This is a genomic window from Virgisporangium aliadipatigenens, from assembly GCF_016863615.1.
Taxonomy (GTDB): domain Bacteria; phylum Actinomycetota; class Actinomycetes; order Mycobacteriales; family Micromonosporaceae; genus Virgisporangium; species Virgisporangium aliadipatigenens.
On sequence record NZ_BOPF01000015.1, the window covers coordinates 208,808 to 225,415 of the forward strand.

At 72.9% G+C, this 16,608-nt stretch carries 14 protein-coding genes; 2 read left to right on the top strand and 12 right to left on the bottom strand.

The genetic code is table 11. The annotated features are described in order from the left end of the window. The first annotated feature begins 52 nt into the window (after window positions 1-52). Window positions 53-1,504, top strand: coding sequence for an MFS transporter (locus Val02_RS22255; RefSeq protein ID WP_203901077.1), 1,452 nt, complete (start codon window positions 53-55; stop codon window positions 1,502-1,504). Here the strand turns inward: Val02_RS22255 and Val02_RS22260 are convergent. The 4 genes from Val02_RS22260 to Val02_RS22275 form a co-directional block, all read right to left on the bottom strand. Further along, the gene (locus tag Val02_RS22260; RefSeq protein WP_203901078.1) at window positions 1,479-2,294 is read right to left on the bottom strand and encodes an RNA polymerase sigma factor SigF; all 816 of its coding nucleotides are present in this window, start codon (window positions 2,292-2,294) and stop codon (window positions 1,479-1,481) included. The genes Val02_RS22255 and Val02_RS22260 overlap by 26 nt on opposite strands. A 170-nt stretch (window positions 2,295-2,464) precedes the next feature. Next, a complete protein-coding gene (locus Val02_RS22265) occupies window positions 2,465-4,747 on the bottom strand; it encodes an ATP-binding SpoIIE family protein phosphatase (RefSeq protein WP_203901079.1) in 2,283 nt (760 codons plus the stop codon). Between the two features lie 151 nt (window positions 4,748-4,898). Continuing rightward, window positions 4,899-5,312 (bottom strand): ATP-binding protein, encoded by a 414-nt coding sequence (locus Val02_RS22270; protein WP_203901080.1) that lies wholly within the window; start codon window positions 5,310-5,312, stop codon window positions 4,899-4,901. Between the two features lie 130 nt (window positions 5,313-5,442). Then, a complete protein-coding gene (locus Val02_RS22275; protein ID WP_203901081.1) occupies window positions 5,443-6,120 on the bottom strand; it encodes a hypothetical protein in 678 nt (225 codons plus the stop codon). 129 nt (window positions 6,121-6,249) lie between these two features. Between Val02_RS22275 and Val02_RS22280 the strand changes: the two genes are divergently transcribed. Further along, window positions 6,250-7,236 (top strand): TAXI family TRAP transporter solute-binding subunit, encoded by a 987-nt coding sequence (locus Val02_RS22280; protein WP_203901082.1) that lies wholly within the window; start codon window positions 6,250-6,252, stop codon window positions 7,234-7,236. Here the strand turns inward: Val02_RS22280 and Val02_RS22285 are convergent. The 8 genes from Val02_RS22285 to Val02_RS22320 form a co-directional block, all read right to left on the bottom strand. Beyond that, on the bottom strand, window positions 7,226-8,584 hold the full coding sequence (locus tag Val02_RS22285) for a sensor histidine kinase (protein WP_203901083.1): 1,359 nt from the start codon (window positions 8,582-8,584) through the stop codon (window positions 7,226-7,228). The genes Val02_RS22280 and Val02_RS22285 overlap by 11 nt on opposite strands. Window positions 8,585-8,599: 15 nt before the next feature. Then, window positions 8,600-9,265, bottom strand: a complete 666-nt coding sequence (locus Val02_RS22290; RefSeq protein ID WP_203901084.1) for a response regulator transcription factor — start codon at window positions 9,263-9,265, stop codon at window positions 8,600-8,602. A gap of 24 nt (window positions 9,266-9,289) precedes the next feature. After that, window positions 9,290-10,165 (bottom strand): SMP-30/gluconolactonase/LRE family protein, encoded by an 876-nt coding sequence (locus Val02_RS22295; RefSeq protein WP_203901085.1) that lies wholly within the window; start codon window positions 10,163-10,165, stop codon window positions 9,290-9,292. 16 nt (window positions 10,166-10,181) lie between these two features. Then, entirely contained in the window at window positions 10,182-10,955 is a 774-nt protein-coding gene (locus Val02_RS22300) for a hypothetical protein (RefSeq protein WP_203901086.1), read from the bottom strand. Window positions 10,956-11,089: 134 nt separating this feature from the next. Continuing rightward, the gene (locus Val02_RS22305; RefSeq protein WP_203901145.1) at window positions 11,090-11,806 is read right to left on the bottom strand and encodes an FAD:protein FMN transferase; all 717 of its coding nucleotides are present in this window, start codon (window positions 11,804-11,806) and stop codon (window positions 11,090-11,092) included. Window positions 11,807-11,840: 34 nt separating this feature from the next. Beyond that, window positions 11,841-12,353, bottom strand: a complete 513-nt coding sequence (locus Val02_RS22310) for an FMN-binding protein (RefSeq protein WP_203901087.1) — start codon at window positions 12,351-12,353, stop codon at window positions 11,841-11,843. 46 nt (window positions 12,354-12,399) lie between these two features. Next, window positions 12,400-14,580 carry a ferredoxin reductase family protein gene (locus tag Val02_RS22315; protein WP_203901088.1) on the bottom strand — a complete coding sequence of 727 codons (2,181 nt, stop codon included), beginning with the start codon at window positions 14,578-14,580 and terminating at the stop codon, window positions 12,400-12,402. Window positions 14,581-14,881: 301 nt separating this feature from the next. After that, complete coding sequence (locus tag Val02_RS22320; protein ID WP_275415598.1) at window positions 14,882-16,597, bottom strand: TerD family protein; 1,716 nt, start codon at window positions 16,595-16,597, stop codon at window positions 14,882-14,884. Window positions 16,598-16,608: the final 11 nt, after the last annotated feature.

A 16,608-nucleotide genomic window follows, 5' to 3' on the forward strand; every position in this document is an offset into this window, starting at 1 on the left:
GGCCCATACTGGCAACCCGGTCGGACATTTTTCACGGAGTTAACAGGTGCGCATGAGCGGGGTCACACCGGGCGGTCCGCCCTCCCCCCGGAAGGGCACCTCGGGCGGCGGCGGCGCGGCGTTCAAGATCAAGAAGACCTACAGCGTGATCGTCTTCATCGTCCTCGCCTCGTTGGACAACGTCGCGATCCAGCTCGTGCCGCCGCTGTACGACCCGATCGCGCGGGCGTTCGAGGTGCCGGAGGGGGTCGTCGCGGTGGTGACCGCGGTGACCTATCTGGTGACCGCGGTGGCGGCCGTCGGGTGGGCGTTCGCCGGGGACCGGGGCAATCGCCGGCCGCTGCTGGTGATCGGCACGATCCTGTGGGCCGTGGGCACGGCGGCGACGGGGTGGGCGCCCGGCCTGACCGTGTTCGTGATCGCGCAGGTGGTCGGCGCGATCGGGCTGGGCGCCGTGGGCTCGGTCGGGTTCTCCGTGGTGAGCGACCTCATCTCGCCGCGGCGGCGCGGGCTGGTGATGAGCCTGTGGGGGCTCTCGCAGGGCATCGGGACCCTGGCGGGCACGCTCGCCGGTGGGCTGCTGGGTGCGGCGGACTGGCGGCGTCCGTTCCAGGTGATGGCCGTGACGGGGACGGTGGCCGCGGTGGCGTATCTCTTCACCGCCGACATCCGCCGGGGCGAGAGCGAGCCGCAACTGGCGGGCGTGGAGTACGACCACCGGATCTCGCGGGAACAGCTGCCGGAGATCCTGGGCCGGCGCACGAACGTCTGGCTGGTGCTGCAGGGCCTCTCCGCGCAGGTGACGTTCGGGTCGTTCGTGTGGCTGCCGCGGCTGTTCCAGGCGCGCGCGGAGGAACAGGGCTACGACTCGGCGACGGCGGTGGCGATCGGTGCGGTGTTCGCGACGCTGTTCCAGCTCGGCGGCGTGCTGTCGATCATCGGCGGGCTGGTCGGCGATCGGCTCCAGCGGCGCACGCCACGGGGCCGGGCGCTGGTGGCCTCGGCGGGGATCCTGGGCGGGGTGCCGTTCTTCGTGGGGCTGTTCTTCCTGCCGATGCGGGTGCACATCGACGAGGGCTCCGTGCCGCTGGGGGTGCTCAAGAGCGTGTATCAGGAGCCGACGGTGGCGTTCGCGCTGCTGGCCGCGCTGAGTGGGCTGGCGCTGACGTCGGCGAACTCCCCGAACTGGTTCGCGCTGATCGCCGACGTCAACCCGCCGGAGCATCGCGGCACGGTGTACAGCCTCGGCAACCTCGTCAACGGCGTGGGGCGCGCCGCCGGGAACGGCCTGGTCGGCCTGGTCTTCTCCGCGCTGGCCCGGAGCCTGCCGCCGCCGGCCAACTACGCGGTGGGGTTGGCGGCGTTCCAGGTCTTCTTCGTGCCGACCGGGATCATGTACTACATGGCGTCGCGGACCTCGCCGAAAGACATCGACGAGGTCCGCGAGGTGCTTGCGGCCAGAGCGGCCGAGGCCGGCGTCAGGCCTTCGTCATCTCCGCCTTGAGAACGCCCAGCGCGTGCGCGAGCAGCCGCGACACGTGCATCTGCGAGATGCCGATCTCGGCGGCGATCTGCGACTGGGTCATGTTGCCGAAGAAGCGCATGGCGATGATCTTCTGCTCGCGCTCGGGCAGCTTGGCCAGCAGCGGGCGCAGGGCGGCGCGGTTCTCCACCGTCTCCATCTCGGGGTCGGTGCCGCCGAGGAGGTCCATCAGCTCGCCGCCGCTCTCGTCGCCGTTGACCGGCGCGTGCAGGGAGAGCGCCCGGTAGGCCTGCGAGCAGTCCAGCGCCTCGATGATCTCTTCCTCGCTGACCTCGAGCCGCGCGGCGAGGTCGGCGACCGTCGGGGAACGTCCCAGCTTCTGCGCGAGGTCGCCGGAGATCTTGCCGATCTCGAGGCGCAGCTCCTGCAGCCGGCGGGGGACCCGGACGTCCCAGCCCTTGTCCCGGAAGTGTCGCTTGAGCTCGCCGACGATCATCGGGATGGCGTAGCTGGTGAAGGCCGCCCCGCGCGTCGGGTCGAACCCGTCGATCGACTTCACCAGGGCGAGGCTGGCGACCTGGACGAGGTCGTCCATCTGCTCGCCGCGGTTGCGGAAGCGGCGCGCCATGTGCTCGGCCAGCGGCAGGTACATCTCGACCAGCCGCTCGCGGGCGCGGGCCCGGTCCGGGCTGCCCTTCGGCAGGTCGGCCAGCAGCGTGAGCAGGGCGAGCGCGTCGGCGTCGTTCTGCGCACGGGTGCTGACGGCGGCGCGTACCTCGACGGTGGTCGTGGTCTCAGTGACGGTGGTCATCGATCGGCCCTCCAGAAACACCCTTGCCGGTTAGTACCGCATCCAGTCGACGTTCGTCTGACCAAATATCAGCCGTTCGGCCGATGTTGGTGACCTTGAAGATACCCGTGTCGCCGTCACGCGGGCAACACGAGACACCCTTCTGAGATGTGCCAGCTTTGTGGCCGGCGTTACAGCGGGACCTCGGCCCAGACCACCTTGCCGGAGGCCGTGGGGCGGGCACCCCAACGCTCGGCATAGGCCCTGACCAGGTGCAACCCGCGATGCTGTTCGTCGTCCCAGCGCGGGTCGATGAGGAACGGCAGCCGCGCGTCCTCGTCCACCACCTCGATCACCAACCGGCCGGGCAGCCGCCGCAGATGCAGCTCCACGCCGTCCGTGCGGGCGTGCCGGATGGCGTTGCTGACCAGTTCGTGGATGACGAGCACCACCGAGTCCAGGCGCGAGTCCCGCACACCCCACGCCACCAGCGTGTCGATCGCGAACATCCGCACGTCCCGGGTCGACTGCGGCTGCGCGGTGAGGGTGTACGTCGCCGCGCTCGTGCCCATGTCGGACGGCTGCCGCACGTACAGCAGCGCCAGGTCGTCGTCGTGGCGGTCGTGCTCGACCAGCGTGTCGATCAACGCGTCGACGGTGTCCGGGGTCAGCAGCGGTCGGGCGGTCAGTTCGGCGGTCAGCACGTCGAGGCCGGCGCCGAGGTCGCGGCCGCGGCGTTCGACCAGTCCGTCGGTGTACAGCAGCAGGCCGGTGCCGGGCGCGAGGTGATGCTCCTTCTCCCGGTACGCCAGGTCGCCGGAGCCCAGCGGCGGACCGAGCCGGTCGTCCAGCAGGCGCACCTGACCGTCCGGCGCGATCAGGGCCGGCGGCATGTGACCCGCGCTGGCCAGCATGACGGTGGCGTTCACCGGGTCGAACACGGCGTAGACGCAGGTCGCCATCTCGAAGCTGGGCAGGTGCGCCATCGCGCTGTTGAGCAGGCGCATCGTCTGCGCCGGCGGCAGGTCGAGCGTCGCGTAGGCGCGCACCGCCGCCCGCAGCTGACCCATCACGGCGGCCGCGTGGATGCCCTTGCCCATCACGTCGCCGGCCACCAGCGCCACCCGGCCGGCCGAGAGCGGGATCAGGTCCACCCAGTCGCCGCCGACCTCCGCACCGCGGGCCGCCGGCCGGTACCGGCTGATCACCGACAGCCCGTCCACCTCCGGAATCCGGGGCAGGAGGCTGCGCTGCAGTTCCACGGCCGCGTTGCGCTGCCGCTGGTACAGGCGGGCGTTGTCCAGGGCCACCGCCGACTGGGCGGCGACGCCGATCGCCAGGCGCTCCTGCCGTTCGCCGAACCGGCCGGGCTGCGGATGCCCGAAGAAGAAACCGCCGAGCACCTCCCCGGACGGGGAGACCACCGGCACGGCCAGGTAGCTCACCACCGGCAGGTGGCCCTCGGGCAGGCCGTTGTGCGGAGCGTTGCGTCCGAACCGCGGGTCGGCGGTGATGTCGTCGCTGCGGACGATCGCGCTCCCGCGGAACGTCGGTTCGAAGACCGCCGTGTTGCGCGGCATCGGGAAGCCGCTGAACGCCTCCCGGGGCACCCCGGAGATCGTGTACAGCAGGTACGACTCGCCCAACTCGTCGATGACGTTGTAGAAGAAGGAGCCGAACGCGGCACCCGTCAGCGCCGTGGCCGCGTCCGTCGCCCGCTGCACGACGCGGTCCAGGTCCAGTTCGGCAGCCAGGTCCGTCCCCACCGTGTGCAGGGCCTCGACCAGGGCGGCCTCGTCCCGCAGTCGCCGTTCGCGGTCTTTGAGATCGTCTTCGGAACGGGTCAAGCGGGCCGTGCTGTGCGCGAGTTCGGCCACCGCCTCCTCCAGGCGGGCGGCCTGCACCTCGGAGGTCTCCTCCAGCACCAGCAGCAGTTCGGCCAGCGCGTCGGCGCGCACTCCCGCGCTCTCCGGGCGGTGCACCAGCAGGCCCAGCCGCGTGTTGACGGCCAGCGCGCCGAAGAACTTGATCACGTCCGGCGGCACGTCGATCCGTGCCGACAGCACCACCGCGAACCCCTCCCGGCCCGACAGCGTGCCCCCGAACGCGATGGTCGTCCCGCCCGGGTCGCTCCGGTGCACGACGCGGAAACTGCGTGCGCCCAGGCCGCTGTCCCGGGTGGTGCGCAGCTCCGTCACCAGGCCGGACGCGCTTTGCGCCGGCTCGCCGTACGCGGCCAGCTCCTCAGGTTCCCCGTGCGTGGTCCACCGCCACAACCCGGCGGCGGCGAACGCGGGCCGCCCCGACGCGGCGTCGAAGAAGCCCGCCCGGAAGAACTCCACGACGGCCGCCGCCGCGGACGGCAGGTCGACGGCCTCGGCGGCCCTGGTGCGCAGGCGGACGCCGCTGCGGACCACGTCACTGAGGGAGAACGTCGCCAGGTCGACGGCGGTCGGGCGGTCGGTCTGCGTCACCGGGTCCCCGGCCGGGTGGCTGAGAGTCGCACGCAGAGCATTCTGCCCGACGCTTCACGTCAAGGCATTCCACGCACCGGTGAGCTATCACCTCGACGTTCGGCTGGGGGCACGTCGGACGTGCTCATTCCACATCGGTTCCCGTGAGCTACTACCTCGACGTTCGGCTGGGGGAGCGCTCCAGCCGCTTGGCGAAGCGGAGCGTGGTGCCCTTCGGCTCGTTGCGCAGCAGGTCGAACTGGTCGGAGAGCGCCTCGATGATCCGCAGGCCCCGACCGGTCTCGTCCAGGGCGGAGCCGAGCGGTCGCTGCGTCGCCGGGTCGAAACCGTTGCCCTCGTCGATCACCGCGATCTGGCACATCGCGTCGTCGAGGTCTACGGCGACCTCGTAACTGTCGGCCGGCTGCGCGTGGCGGACCGCGTTGGCGCACGCCTCGGCCAGCGCCAGCAGGATGTCGGCGCGGCACTCCTCGGTGATCCCGACGGTGTTGAGCGTCGCGCCGAGAACCTTGCGCGCCACCGGAACGCTTCCCGTCTCGCGAGGCAGGGACAGCGAAAGGTGCACCTTCATCACCTCCGCCCGCAATCCGGCACGCCGGGAAGGTAAGTCGGAGCGCTGCTGTCGGTCACGGCCTACCCCCATTCACTCACGTCGGCACCGGTCGCGTACCCCCGGAGAGGTCCGACAAAACCCCTTATCCCGCAAGCCGTTTACCGGTGCGGGCCGGATCGGCACCGGCGGGTCCCGAACCGAGCGCGAGGTCACGCAGAGTGTTGCCCGACACGACTTCCACCAGGTGTCGACCGGCGCTGCCCCGCAGTCCCACCGGAACGCCGAGCAGCCGCGCCGCGCGCACCAGCACCAGCGCGGTGTCCGAGTCGCTGACCCGGACGGCCAGGTTGCCGCCGCGGGCCCGCACGTTGCCGGCCAGCATGGCGGCTCGCCACGCCGCCACCGCCAGCGCGGCCCGCAGCCGTACCTGCATCGGCGTCCGGTACCCGTCCGGCGTGCACAGCCGCCGATAGCCCTCCACCCAGGAACGCCCGAGCAGCGGCGCGTCGAGATCGGCGCAGACCACCCGGTGCACGGTGTACCGGTGGCGCACGCCCGCGGCGAACTCGTCCCCGCGCGCCGCCACGCCGAGCTGGCCGAGCAGTGCGACGAGGCGTTCGGCGGCGGCGGCGCGGCCGAACTCGACGGTGCTGGCCGCTGCCGCGCTGTGCTCGTACCGCCCCGAACCGGTGCGAGCGCAGCGCAGCAGCATGCCGATCTCGAAGCCGGCGGCAACGGTGATCCCCGGAAGGACTGCGGCCGCCGGAAGTGCCTCCGTGAGAGCCGTGGGACGGACATCGACTGCTCCGGCGAGGGTCATCTCCGGCTCCTTCTCCAGTGACGCGGTGCGGTGCAACCACAGTGACGGCGGTCACCGGGCGATTGTTCGGAGGGCCGTGCCACTTGAGGGAAACTTGCGCTACCGGAAACCGGCGTAACATCACGCCCCGTGAGGTCACTGCCGTCGCCCGCGCGACCGCGCACGGTGGCGGTCGTGGCCGTCGCCGTGTCGGCCGTCGTCCTGACGCTGGCCGCGCTGGCGGTGATCCCGGGAGCGCTCGACAGCGAGCCGGACGTCCCGCCGGACGAGTTACGCATCGCGACCGGTTCCCCGAACGGCGTCTACTACCGCTACGGCGAGGGCATCAGGGACGTGCTCGCGCAGCGGCTTCCGCAGTTACGCGCGCGGGTCGTCGAGACCCCCGGCGCCGGCAGCAACCTCGAGATGGTCGACGCCACCACCGCCGAACTCGGCTTCGTCCAGGCCGACATCGCCGCGGACTTCCGGGCGCGCGACGTGCGCGTCGTGGCGCTGGCCCGGCTGTACGACGACTACCTGCACGTGGTGGTGCGGGCGGACAGCCAGGTGGAGACCGTCGCCGGCCTGCGCGGGATGCGGGTCTCGCTCGGCGCGGTCGGCTCCGGCACCGCGGTCACCGCGAAGCGGCTGCTGCTCGCCGCCGGCGTCGACGCCGAGAAGCCCGGCGAGCTGAACATCTCCCCGCTCGGGCTGGCCGAGTCGGCCGAGGCGATGGAGAACGGCCGGATCGACGCGTTCTTCTTCTCCGGCGGCCTCCCCGTCGAACGGATCCTCACGCTCAAGGGCAGGGTGCCGATCCGGCTGCTGGACACCGGCGAACTCGTTCCGAAGCTGCGGGGTGGGCGGCCGTACTACAGCGCGCACGTGATCCCGCCGTCGGCGTACGGGCTGGGCGAGCCGGTCAGCACCCTCGCGGTACCCAACTATCTGATGGTCCGCGAGGACATGCCGGCGGACACCGCGTACGCGATCATCCGGGCCATCTTCGAGGGGCGGGAGACGCTGGCCGCCAAGCACGTGGCGGCCGAACGGCTCAACGTCCGCGCCGCCATCAACACCGACCCGGTGCCGCTGCACCCCGGCGCGGTCCGCTACTACCGCGAGATCAAGCCTTAGGGAACCAGAGCATGGCGTCGAGGCCGTGCGGCTCGGCGGGGCCCAGTTCGAGGCGGCCGCCGGAGGTGTCCACGAGCACCGCCACGATCGGCAGGCCGAGGCCGCTGCCGGCCGTGTTCTGGGTGGTGGGGGCGCGCCAGAAGCGTTCCGTGGCGAGGCGGCGCTGCTCCTCGGTGAGCCCCGGCCCGTCGTCGACCACGTGCACCGCCACCCCGTCGCCGTCCGGCCGCACCCGCACCGTCACGGTCGTCGCGCCGAACTTCACCGCGTTGTCGATCAACGCGTCGAGCGACTGGTCGACGGCCGTCGTCACCGCCTGCACCTTGAGCGCGCGGCCGGACGGCTCGTGCCGCAGCGTCGCGCCGCGCTGGTCGGCGAGCGGCCGCCACGCGGCGACCCGGTCGGCGGCCACCGCGTCGGGGTCGACCCGTTCGAGGCCGAACCTGCCGCGCTCGGCGCTGGCCAGCTCCAGCAGGCTGTCGAGGATGGCGGAGAGCCGATCGGTCTCCTGGAGCACCAGCCGGCCCTCGTCCCCCTCGGCGTCCTCGGCCAGGTTCTCGACGCGCAGCCGCAGCGCCGTCAGCGGGTTGCGCAGCTGGTGGCTCGCCTGCGACACGAACGCGCGCTGCCGTTCGAGCACGTCCGAGACGGTGCCCACCATCTCGTTGAACGCCGTCGCGAGGTGCCGCAGCTCCGGCGGCCCACGGTCGGGCGGCACCCGTGCCGCGTAGTCGCCGCCGGCGATCGTGTGCACGGCGGTGTCCAGTTCCGCCACGGGCTTGAGCGTCCAGCGGGCCAGTGCGAGAGCCGCCACCACGAACGTCACCAGCGCCAGCAGTCCGCCGGCGGCGAGGGTCAGGTAGGAGACGGCCGTGTCGGCACGCAGTTCGCCGGTGGGGGAGATGATCACTATGGCGCCGGTCGTCTCGCCGCCGTTGCCCACCGGGGCGGCCACCACCAGCGGCCGGTCCTGCCACGGCCAGACCGTCCCGGACCCCGTGGTCTGCTCACCGGCGAGGGCGCGGTCCACCTGGGACTTCACCTCGGGATCGGCCGTCGGCAGGCGGTCGTCGCGGGTGTAGATCAGCACCGCGCGCTGGCGATCCAGCAGGGCGACGGCGATGCCGTAGATCTGGTCGTAGCGCTCCAGCTCGCTGCGCAGCGAGCCGTCGTCGCCGTTGGTGATGGCGCTCTCCGCCGAGGAGGCGAACCGGGCGGCGTCGGCGAGGCGGTCGAGCGCGACGCGTTCGCTGTCCCGGATCGTGATCACCAGCGCGAGCGGCACCTCCAGGGCGGCGAGCACCAGCACGAGCAGCAGCACGTAGCTGGCCGCCAGTCGTTGCCGCACTCGACGTTCCCCCGGCTAGTCGGAGAGGCGAAGGCGGTAGCCGACGCCTCGGACGGTCTGGACCAGGCCCGGATCGCGGAGCTTGCCGCGCAGCGACGCCATGTGGACGTCGAGGACGTGCGGCCCGACCCACTCGGTCTGCCAGACCTCCATGATGATCCGGTCGCGGGGGACCGCCACTCCCGGCCGTCGTGCCAGGGTCGCCAGGATGTCGAACTCCTTGCGCGTCAGCGTCACCTCGGTGCCGTTGACCAGGACCCGGCGCGCCCCGAAGTCGATCGTCAGCGGACCGATCACGGTCTCGGCGCCGGCCGCCGGCCCGCCGGCGCGCACCGAGCGGCGCAGCACGGAGGTGATCCGCGCCTGCAGCTCCGCCATCGAGAACGGCTTCACCACGTAGTCGTCGGCGCCGGTCAGCAGGCCGGCGACCCGGTCGCGTTCCTCGCCCCGGGCCGTCACCGCGATGATCGCGATCTCCGGGTGGCGGGCCCGCAGGGTGCGGCACACGTCCATCCCGTCGCCGTCGGGCAGCCCGAGGTCGAGCAGCACGAGGTCGGCCGGGGGAGCGGCGAGGGCCTCCTTGACCGAACCGGCGCAGTCGACGTCGTACCCGCGCTTGCGCAGGTTGGTCGCGAGCGCGGCGGCTACCCCGATGTCGTCCTCGACCAGCAGCACCCGCATGGCGGCCCCTTTCCCCGCGGTTACCTAGAGTGGCCGCCAGGGTACGGCGGCGGGTCCACCGGCGCCCGGCTCGGCGACGAACAGCCCGCCCGCGAGCGGCCACTGCGCGCGCTCCTCGGGGCTCAACGCGCCGGCCGCGGTCGTCACGTACAGCCGGCCACCGGGCCCGAACGCGCAGCTGGTGACGTTCTTCGACGGGACCTCCAGCACGGTGTCGAGCCGCCCGTCCGGCGTGAACCGGTGCACCGCCGCGCCGCCCCACAACGCCACCCAGAGGCAGCCGTCGTCGTCGACGCACATGCCGTCCGGCTGCCCCGCCGAGCCGTCGAAATTCACCAGCACGCGCGGCGCGGTGAGCACCCCGCCGTCGACGTCGTAGTCGAACTCCGTGAGCGTCCCCTCGACCGTGTCGATGAAGTACATCAGCCGGCCGTCCGGGCTCCAGCCCAGGCCGTTGGCCAGCGACACGGGCCCGCGAACGGGCGTCGCCTTCGGCCCGGCGTCGAGGCGGAACAGCTCGCCCCGCCCGCGCACCCCGTCGGTGTAGCAGAGCGTGCCGGCGAACGCCCGCCCGGCCGGATCGCACTTGGCGTCGTTGAACCGCAGCGACCCGTCGGTGAGCACGTCCAGCAGCGGCGTGATCTCGTCGTTTGCGTGCCAGCGCGCGAAACCGTCGCGGCGCACGACGAGGTACCCGCCGTCCTCGGCAGGCAGCGCGGCACCCACGTGCCGGTCGAACTCCTTCGTCGCCCGCCGGGTCCCGTCGGCCTCGCTGAGGTGCACCTTCTGCCCGAGGATGTCCACCCAGACAAGGCAATCGGCGGCGGCGTCCCAGGCGGGACCCTCCCCCAGGGAGGATCCGGCGGGATCGATCAGTTCTACCGCGAGGCGTCTCGGCACCGTCGCATGGTAGCGGTCACTCAACGGGCGCCGCCGCCGTGCCGACGGGTGCCGACGGGTCGCTGCGTCGGCCGCTGGCCCGGCGCGGCGCCGGTGGGTGCCAGCCCAGCTCATCGGCGGCCACCACGGCCTCGGCGGCGAGCGCCCGCGCGGCCGTCTCCGCGACGTACTCGGCCCGCCGCGCCGCCTGTGCGGCCCGCAGCGCCCGGTGGTACTCCTGCCGGGCGGCCAGCTCCCGGGCGCCGAAGCGCAGCGAGTCCTGCTCGGCCGCGTCGCGGGTGTCGTCCCATCCGCCCGCGCCGTACCAGACCTTACGCAGGTCCTCCGCCGTGAGATCGCCGCGCCGGTAGGCGCCGAGCGCGGCGCGGGCGACGTCCCGTTCGGCGTCGCCGCCGGAGGGCGTGCTGCGCGGCGCCGACGAACGCGCGGCGAAGTGCTCCCGCCGCGCCTGCTCGTACTCGTGCTCGGCCGTCTCCAGGGCCTTCGCGGCGAGATCGCTGTCGTGGCGCGCGTGCGCCGCCACGGTGGCCGCCCGCGCGGCCGCGGAACGCAGCGCCTGCAGCTCCGCCATCTCCGAGGGCAGCGCACGGGCGCGGGCCGAGGCGGCGGTGCGGCTCTCCCGGCGGTCGTAGCGCTCGGCACGGTCGGCGCGCCGGTGCAGCCACCAGGCGAGCAGCCCGGTGAAGAAGAGCACGGTGAAGCCGCTGCCGGTGAGCAGGGCCCACACGACCAGCGGCGGAAGATGGATCGTCCCGGCGCCGAACTCGGCCGGTAGGGCGGATGGATTCACGTGACGGCTCCCCGTGGCCTATGTGCTGCAAGGCTGTCTTACGAATTTACGGGTATCGCGCCACCTCGGTCAGCATCAGGCGAGAACCTGTGCACTGATTGAAATGTTCGCCTGTGTCTGTTTCGACGGCGTGGCTATTGTGCCTTCGCCTGCGGCAGGCCGGCCGAGCAGAACAGCTCGCCGTCGTCGGTCACCACGGCCGACTCGTACCCGTCGAGCTTCGCCAGCCAGGCCATCCCGGCGCGCCCCATCGCCAGCGCCGCGGTGGCGTAGGCGTCGGCGAGCGCCAGATCCGGCCCCGTGACGGTGACCGAGCACAGGCCGGTCGCCGGCTTTCCGGTGTGCGGGTCGTAGACGTGGCCGCCGCGTTCGTAGGTGCCGGAGGTGGCCACCGCCAGGTCGCGCCCCTCGATCACCAGGCACACCGCCGACGCGTCGAACGGGTGCCGGATGCCGATCCGCCACGGCCGGCCCGGTGCCGGTTCGCCGCGCAGCCGCACGTCGCCGCCGGCGTTGAGGCAGTGGTTGCGGGAACCGGCGGCGGCCAGCCGGGTCGAGGCGACCTCGACCGACCAGCCCTTCACGTAGCCCGACGGATCCAGCGCACCGGCGGCGTAGGCGTCGAAGAAGCCGTCGGTGTCGCGCCAGAGGTCGGCACAGGCCGCCAGGACATGACGAACGTCCGCCGAACAGTCCTCCGTGGACAGCGTGCCGGCACCGAGCCGACTGATCTCGCTGTCCTCCTTGTACGTGCTGAACCGGGCGTCGACCTCGCGCAGCCAGGCGAACACCTCGTCCGCCGCGCCGGGCGGCACCGGGTCGGCGATCTCCAGGCTGACGGCGGTACCCATGACGTGCTCCACACGATGCACGCCGCTGAGTGTGTCAGCCGCGCTTGATCTGGTCGATCGCCGCCTGGAGCGACTTCTTGTACGCATCGCTGGTGTATGTCGCCCCGGAGACGGTGTCGAGCTTCGCGTTCTGGCGCTGGAGGGCCTGCGCCTTGAGCTTCGCCGCGGCGGGCGGGCTGATCGTGGCGCTCTCGCCGGTCGACGGCACGACCGCGTCGATGTCGGTGATCTTCCCGCCGGAGACCTTGATCGTGACGACCACGGGGCCGTACGGCGTGTTGACCTTGGTGCCGTCGATCGTCTGCGCCTGGGCCCCGCCGCCCGCGTTGTTGCCGCCGCCGTTGTTGCCGCCCGCCGCCGGCGGGGCACCGCTCGAGGGCGCGCCCGACTTGCCCGGCGCCGCCGGCTCGGTGGACTTGTCGCCGGCCGCGGGATTCGTACCGGCCTGGGCGGCCGGCACCGTGGGCGCCGTGAAATGGGCCTTCAGGCCGACCAGCAACGACGTTCCGGCGGCGGCGCTGAGAACGGCGAGCATCGCGCGACGCATCGTGGAGAAATCCCTTCGTGGGGCCCGTCGTGGGCGCGGAGACGACCTACAGCTCGAACGCGCTGATGTGCAGCTGGCGGTTCGGGATGCGCAGATCGCGGAGCACGTCCGTCATGGCTTCGGCGAACCCGGGCGGCCCGCACAGGTACACGTCCCGCTCGGTCACGTCCGGGACCAGTTCGACCAGGCCGCTGGAGGTCAGCAGGCGGCGCGGGTCCCGGTCCTCGCGGTGACCCGTGATGTACACGAGCCGGCCGCCCCGGTTGCGCGCGATCTCCTCCAGCTCGCCCTTGAGCACCAGGTCCGCCTCGGTCTGCGCCCGGTACACCACCACGGTGCCGGTGGGCAGCTCGGTCAGCAGCGCCCGGATGGGCGCGATGCCCGAACCGCCGGCGATCAGCAGCGCCCGGTCGGTGACGGTGCGCTCCGCGGTGTTCTCGCCGGCCGGGTACGAGATGTAGACGCGCGTGCCGGGCCGCAGTTCGGCCAGGCGTGCGGTGTACCCGCCGACGGCCTTCACCGTGATGCGCAGCCAGTGCGGGTTGGGCGCCGCCGACAGCGAGAACGGGTGCGACTGCCACATCAGGCCGCCGGACATGAACCGCCACCGCATGTACTGGCCGGCGCGGGCGTTCAGGGAGGCGAGGTGCTTGCCGGTCAGGTAGATCGACACCACGTCGGGGCCCTCGTTGACGACCTCGGCCACCCGCAGCCCGTGCCGCGTGTTGAGCAGCAGCGGGGCGCCGATCCGGCCCCAGGCGAGCGCCGTGATCACCAGCAGGTACAGGGCGATCCAGTACAGCTGCCCGAAGCCCTTGTAGACGTCCTGCCCGGCCGTGAACTGGTGCGCGTAGCCGAGGATCAGCACCGCGTACGCGGCCCGGTGGACCAGGTGCCAGATCTCGTACGGGAGCAGCTTGCGGACGCCCCTGATGCACAGCAGCGCGATGGCGACCAGGATGCCGGTGGCGATGAACGCCTCCAGCATGTCCGGCCCCTTCAACTGCAGCAGCGTGGCCGCCCAGAACGACGTCTCGCCCAGCATCGCGTAGCCCTGGATCAGCAGCACGGCGTGCGCCAGAACGGCGATCGTCGTCAGCGCGCCCAGGTCGCGGTGCCAGCGCGCCATGCGTTCGCTGCCGCCGAGGCTCTGCAGCAGCGGCAGCCGGCTGGCCAGCAGGATCTGGGTCAGCAGCGTGTAGCCGCCGATGAGGCCCGTGACGCGGCCGGCCGCCAGCAGCATCGTGGCGGTGTCGCCGAGTTCGGTGGTGTTCTGCCACCAGAACCCGATCGCCGCGGCCAGGCCGAGGAACCAGGCGCCGAGCACGATGCCGGGGGCGTTCGCGGGCTGCGGCGGCGGGGGCGTCAGCGCGACCGGGATCTGGCCGGTGTCCCGCCCCCAGCCGGTGCGCTCCGGCGCGGGGGGAGCCGACGCCGAGGAGCCGTAGGCCGGCCGGGCGCTGCCGACCGAGGTCGTGCGGGCACTGCCGAGCACCGGGCCCTTGCCGGAGTCGCCGAAGCCGCGCGTCGGGGTGTCGTCGATCGGCGGGGCGTATCCGCCGTTGCCGAGCGGGTCGCGTTCGTCGTCGGAGGACGGCCACATCGGATCGGCCTCGCCGGGACGCGACCGCGCCGGTGCGCCGGCGTACGCCTCGGCCGGGCGCACCTCCGCCGGAACGGGACTGCGCGGCGCGCTGCTGTCGAGGTAGCTCAGCCGGCGGATGCCGCTGTCCGTCAGCGGGTCGGTGAGCGGGTCGTCGAGCGGATCGGGCCGCGGGGACCCGCCCGAGCCGCCGGGGGCGCCCTCGAGGTAGCTGAGGCGGCGGATGCCGCTGTCGGTGAGCGGGTCCGGCTCGGGGGCCGTGCCGCCGTAGGTCGGTGCGGCCTGCGCGACGCTGTCGAGGTAGCCGGGGGTGTAGCCGGCCCCGCCGCCACGCGGCTCGGGGTCGGTGTCGATGGCCCGCAGCGGCACGTCCTGCCCGGCGCGGTCCCAGGTGGGGGCGCGCGGCGGTGCGGGGCTGCGCGGCTCGGCGTCGTAGCCGCCCGAGGAGGCCGACGCCGGCTCGGGTGTGGAGTAGCTCGACCACGCGGCGGTCCCGGAGACCGGCGCGAGCGGGCTCTGCGGCTCGTCGAGGTAGCTGATCCGGCGCCGCGCCGCGGTGTCGTTCAGCGGGTCCGGGGACCAGGACTCGTCCTGGCCGTCGCCGCCGGCCCGCCGCGAGCCCACGTACCCGGCGTCCGGGTAGGTGGCGCGGTAGCGCGGGTCGTCCGCGTGAGAGGTGGGCCGGCGGGGCGTCCGGGGACGCTCCTCCGGCTCGGGCCGCGCCTGGTGACGCGGCTCGGGTTCCGGTTCCGGCGCAGCGTGCCGGCGGCGCCCGCCCCCGGTCGTACCGGAGGATGGTGCCCACCATCCGCTTGTCGGCCTGTCTTCGTACCCCACCGGGTATGTCCTACCGGACAGTCACGACGTCCCGCGAGAGGGTCGCCCCAACCTTCAGACCGGCTTAAGGAGCGCCAAAGCAGGAGCGTCAGAACGCGGGCCCGGCGATCCTCGTCAGCACCGCGTCGACCGCCGGCGCGCCGTTGAACCCGTCCGGCGTGTACGTCCACTGGAGGCCCACCCACGGGTCGCCGATGTGGTCGTCCGGCGTCGCCGACAGGCGCAGCATCGAACGCCACAGCGACGACACCAGCGGCCCCAGCGTGCTCGCGTCGCCCGGGTCGGCCACGAACAGCAGGTGCACGCCGGCCGCGGGCCCCTCCTCGATCAGGAACCGCAGCTGCGCCACCGCCCGGTCGTCGAACCCGTACGGGAAGTCGTGCAGGACCAGCAGCTGCCGGGCCTTGTCGACCTTGCCCTCCAGGGTCTCCAACGCGCCGGCCTGGGCGGCCATCTGCATCAGGTCGACCCGTTCGGTGAGGCGGCCGAGCATCTCGGACAGCTCGCCGGGGGTGGTGGCGGCCGGGTGCAGCACGCCCGCCGACAGCGGCTGCAGCGCGCGTGCGGCGGCGCCGTGGCCGACGAGGTCGGCGACGTGCACCTTCAGCCCGCCGGCCGGGTGCGCGGCGAGCAGCCGCACCACGAGCGTGCGCGCCAGCGCGGTGGCCTCGCCGCGCTTGCCCTCGGACGAGTCGATCCAGAGCGGCGTGCGCATCGGCAGCCGGAAGACCATCGGCACCCGCAGCTCGGGCGCCTCGTTGACCTGGAGATCACCGATGCGCACCGCCACGGCGGGCTCCTCGGCCGGCCGCCAGGTCTGCCACGCGGGGCTGTCCCAGCTGGCCATCGGGGCCGGCAGGGCGCCGGTGAGCTGCGCCAGCTCGGTCACCAGCACGTTGACGTCGCGTTTGAAGTCGGCGGTGGCGCGGGCGACCAGTTCGTCGTGGCGGCGCTGTGCCTCGGTGCGCTTGACCTCGGTCTCGGGGGAGTTGCGCAGCCGCGGGTCGTCGAGCAGCGCGGTCATCTCGCTGTCGCGCCGTTGCTCGGCGTACCCCGTGGCGGAACGCAGGGCGGCGGTCGCCCGCGCCGCGTCCTCGAAGATGCGCCACAGGTTGTCGTACAGCCGCTCGTCCTGGTTGACCTGGTACGGAGTGGGCACCGGCGCCGCGTCGATCGGCACCGACGGCGGCCGGATGGTCATCTCGGGGATGGTTGCCGGGGGAACGGAGGAGGGCCAGACCCGCTCGGCCGGCGGCGGCGGCGCCTGGGCCGGAGCGACGGGCTGCGGCGGCGCGGCGGGCTGCTGCGGGGCGTCGTCGACGGCCACCCCGTGCGCGGTGATGCACTGCGCCAGCCCGCCGGAGTAGCCCTGGCCGACGGCGCGCACCTTCCACGTTCCCTGGCGGCGGTAGATCTCCCACGCGATGACGGCGCGCTCCTCGGTCAGGTCCGTGATCACGAACGTCGCGATCTCGGCCCCGGTGGCGTCGCACAGCCGCGCGTTGGGCGCCTGGATCTGCCCGAACTTCCGGTCGTCCAGGCTCACCACGGCGAGCACCCGCTCGATGGTCGGCGGGACGGCGCTGAGGTCCAGGTCGATCTGCTGCCCGTCGGGCCCGGACGAGGCCCACCGCACCCCGTCCGCCGAGGGCTGGTTGTAGAACGCGAAGTCGGCCTCGCTGCGGACCTTGCCCGCGGGCGTCAGCAGCAGGGCGGACAGGTCGCCCGGGGCGGCCATGCGCACGCTGATCTTCAACTGCTGTGCAGCCAGGGGCATGTTCTGCCCTTTGACCAGCGCCACCATCGCGTTCTTCT

Excerpts from the sequence above, each read along its gene's own strand:
- Val02_RS22275 (WP_203901081.1), bottom strand. The coding sequence starts at position 6,120 with ATGACCCTCGCCGGAGCAGTCGATGTCCGTCCCACGGCTCTCACGGAG.
- Val02_RS22260 (WP_203901078.1), bottom strand. The coding sequence starts at position 2,294 with ATGACCACCGTCACTGAGACCACGACCACCGTCGAGGTACGCGCCGCC.
- Val02_RS22290 (WP_203901084.1), bottom strand. The coding sequence starts at position 9,265 with ATGCGGGTGCTGCTGGTCGAGGACGACATCGGGGTAGCCGCCGCGCTC.
- Val02_RS22305 (WP_203901145.1), bottom strand. The coding sequence starts at position 11,806 with ATGGGTACCGCCGTCAGCCTGGAGATCGCCGACCCGGTGCCGCCCGGC.
- Val02_RS22310 (WP_203901087.1), bottom strand. The coding sequence starts at position 12,353 with ATGCGTCGCGCGATGCTCGCCGTTCTCAGCGCCGCCGCCGGAACGTCG.
- Val02_RS22320 (WP_275415598.1), bottom strand. The coding sequence starts at position 16,597 with ATGGTGGCGCTGGTCAAAGGGCAGAACATGCCCCTGGCTGCACAGCAG.
- Val02_RS22255 (WP_203901077.1), top strand. The coding sequence starts at position 53 with ATGAGCGGGGTCACACCGGGCGGTCCGCCCTCCCCCCGGAAGGGCACC.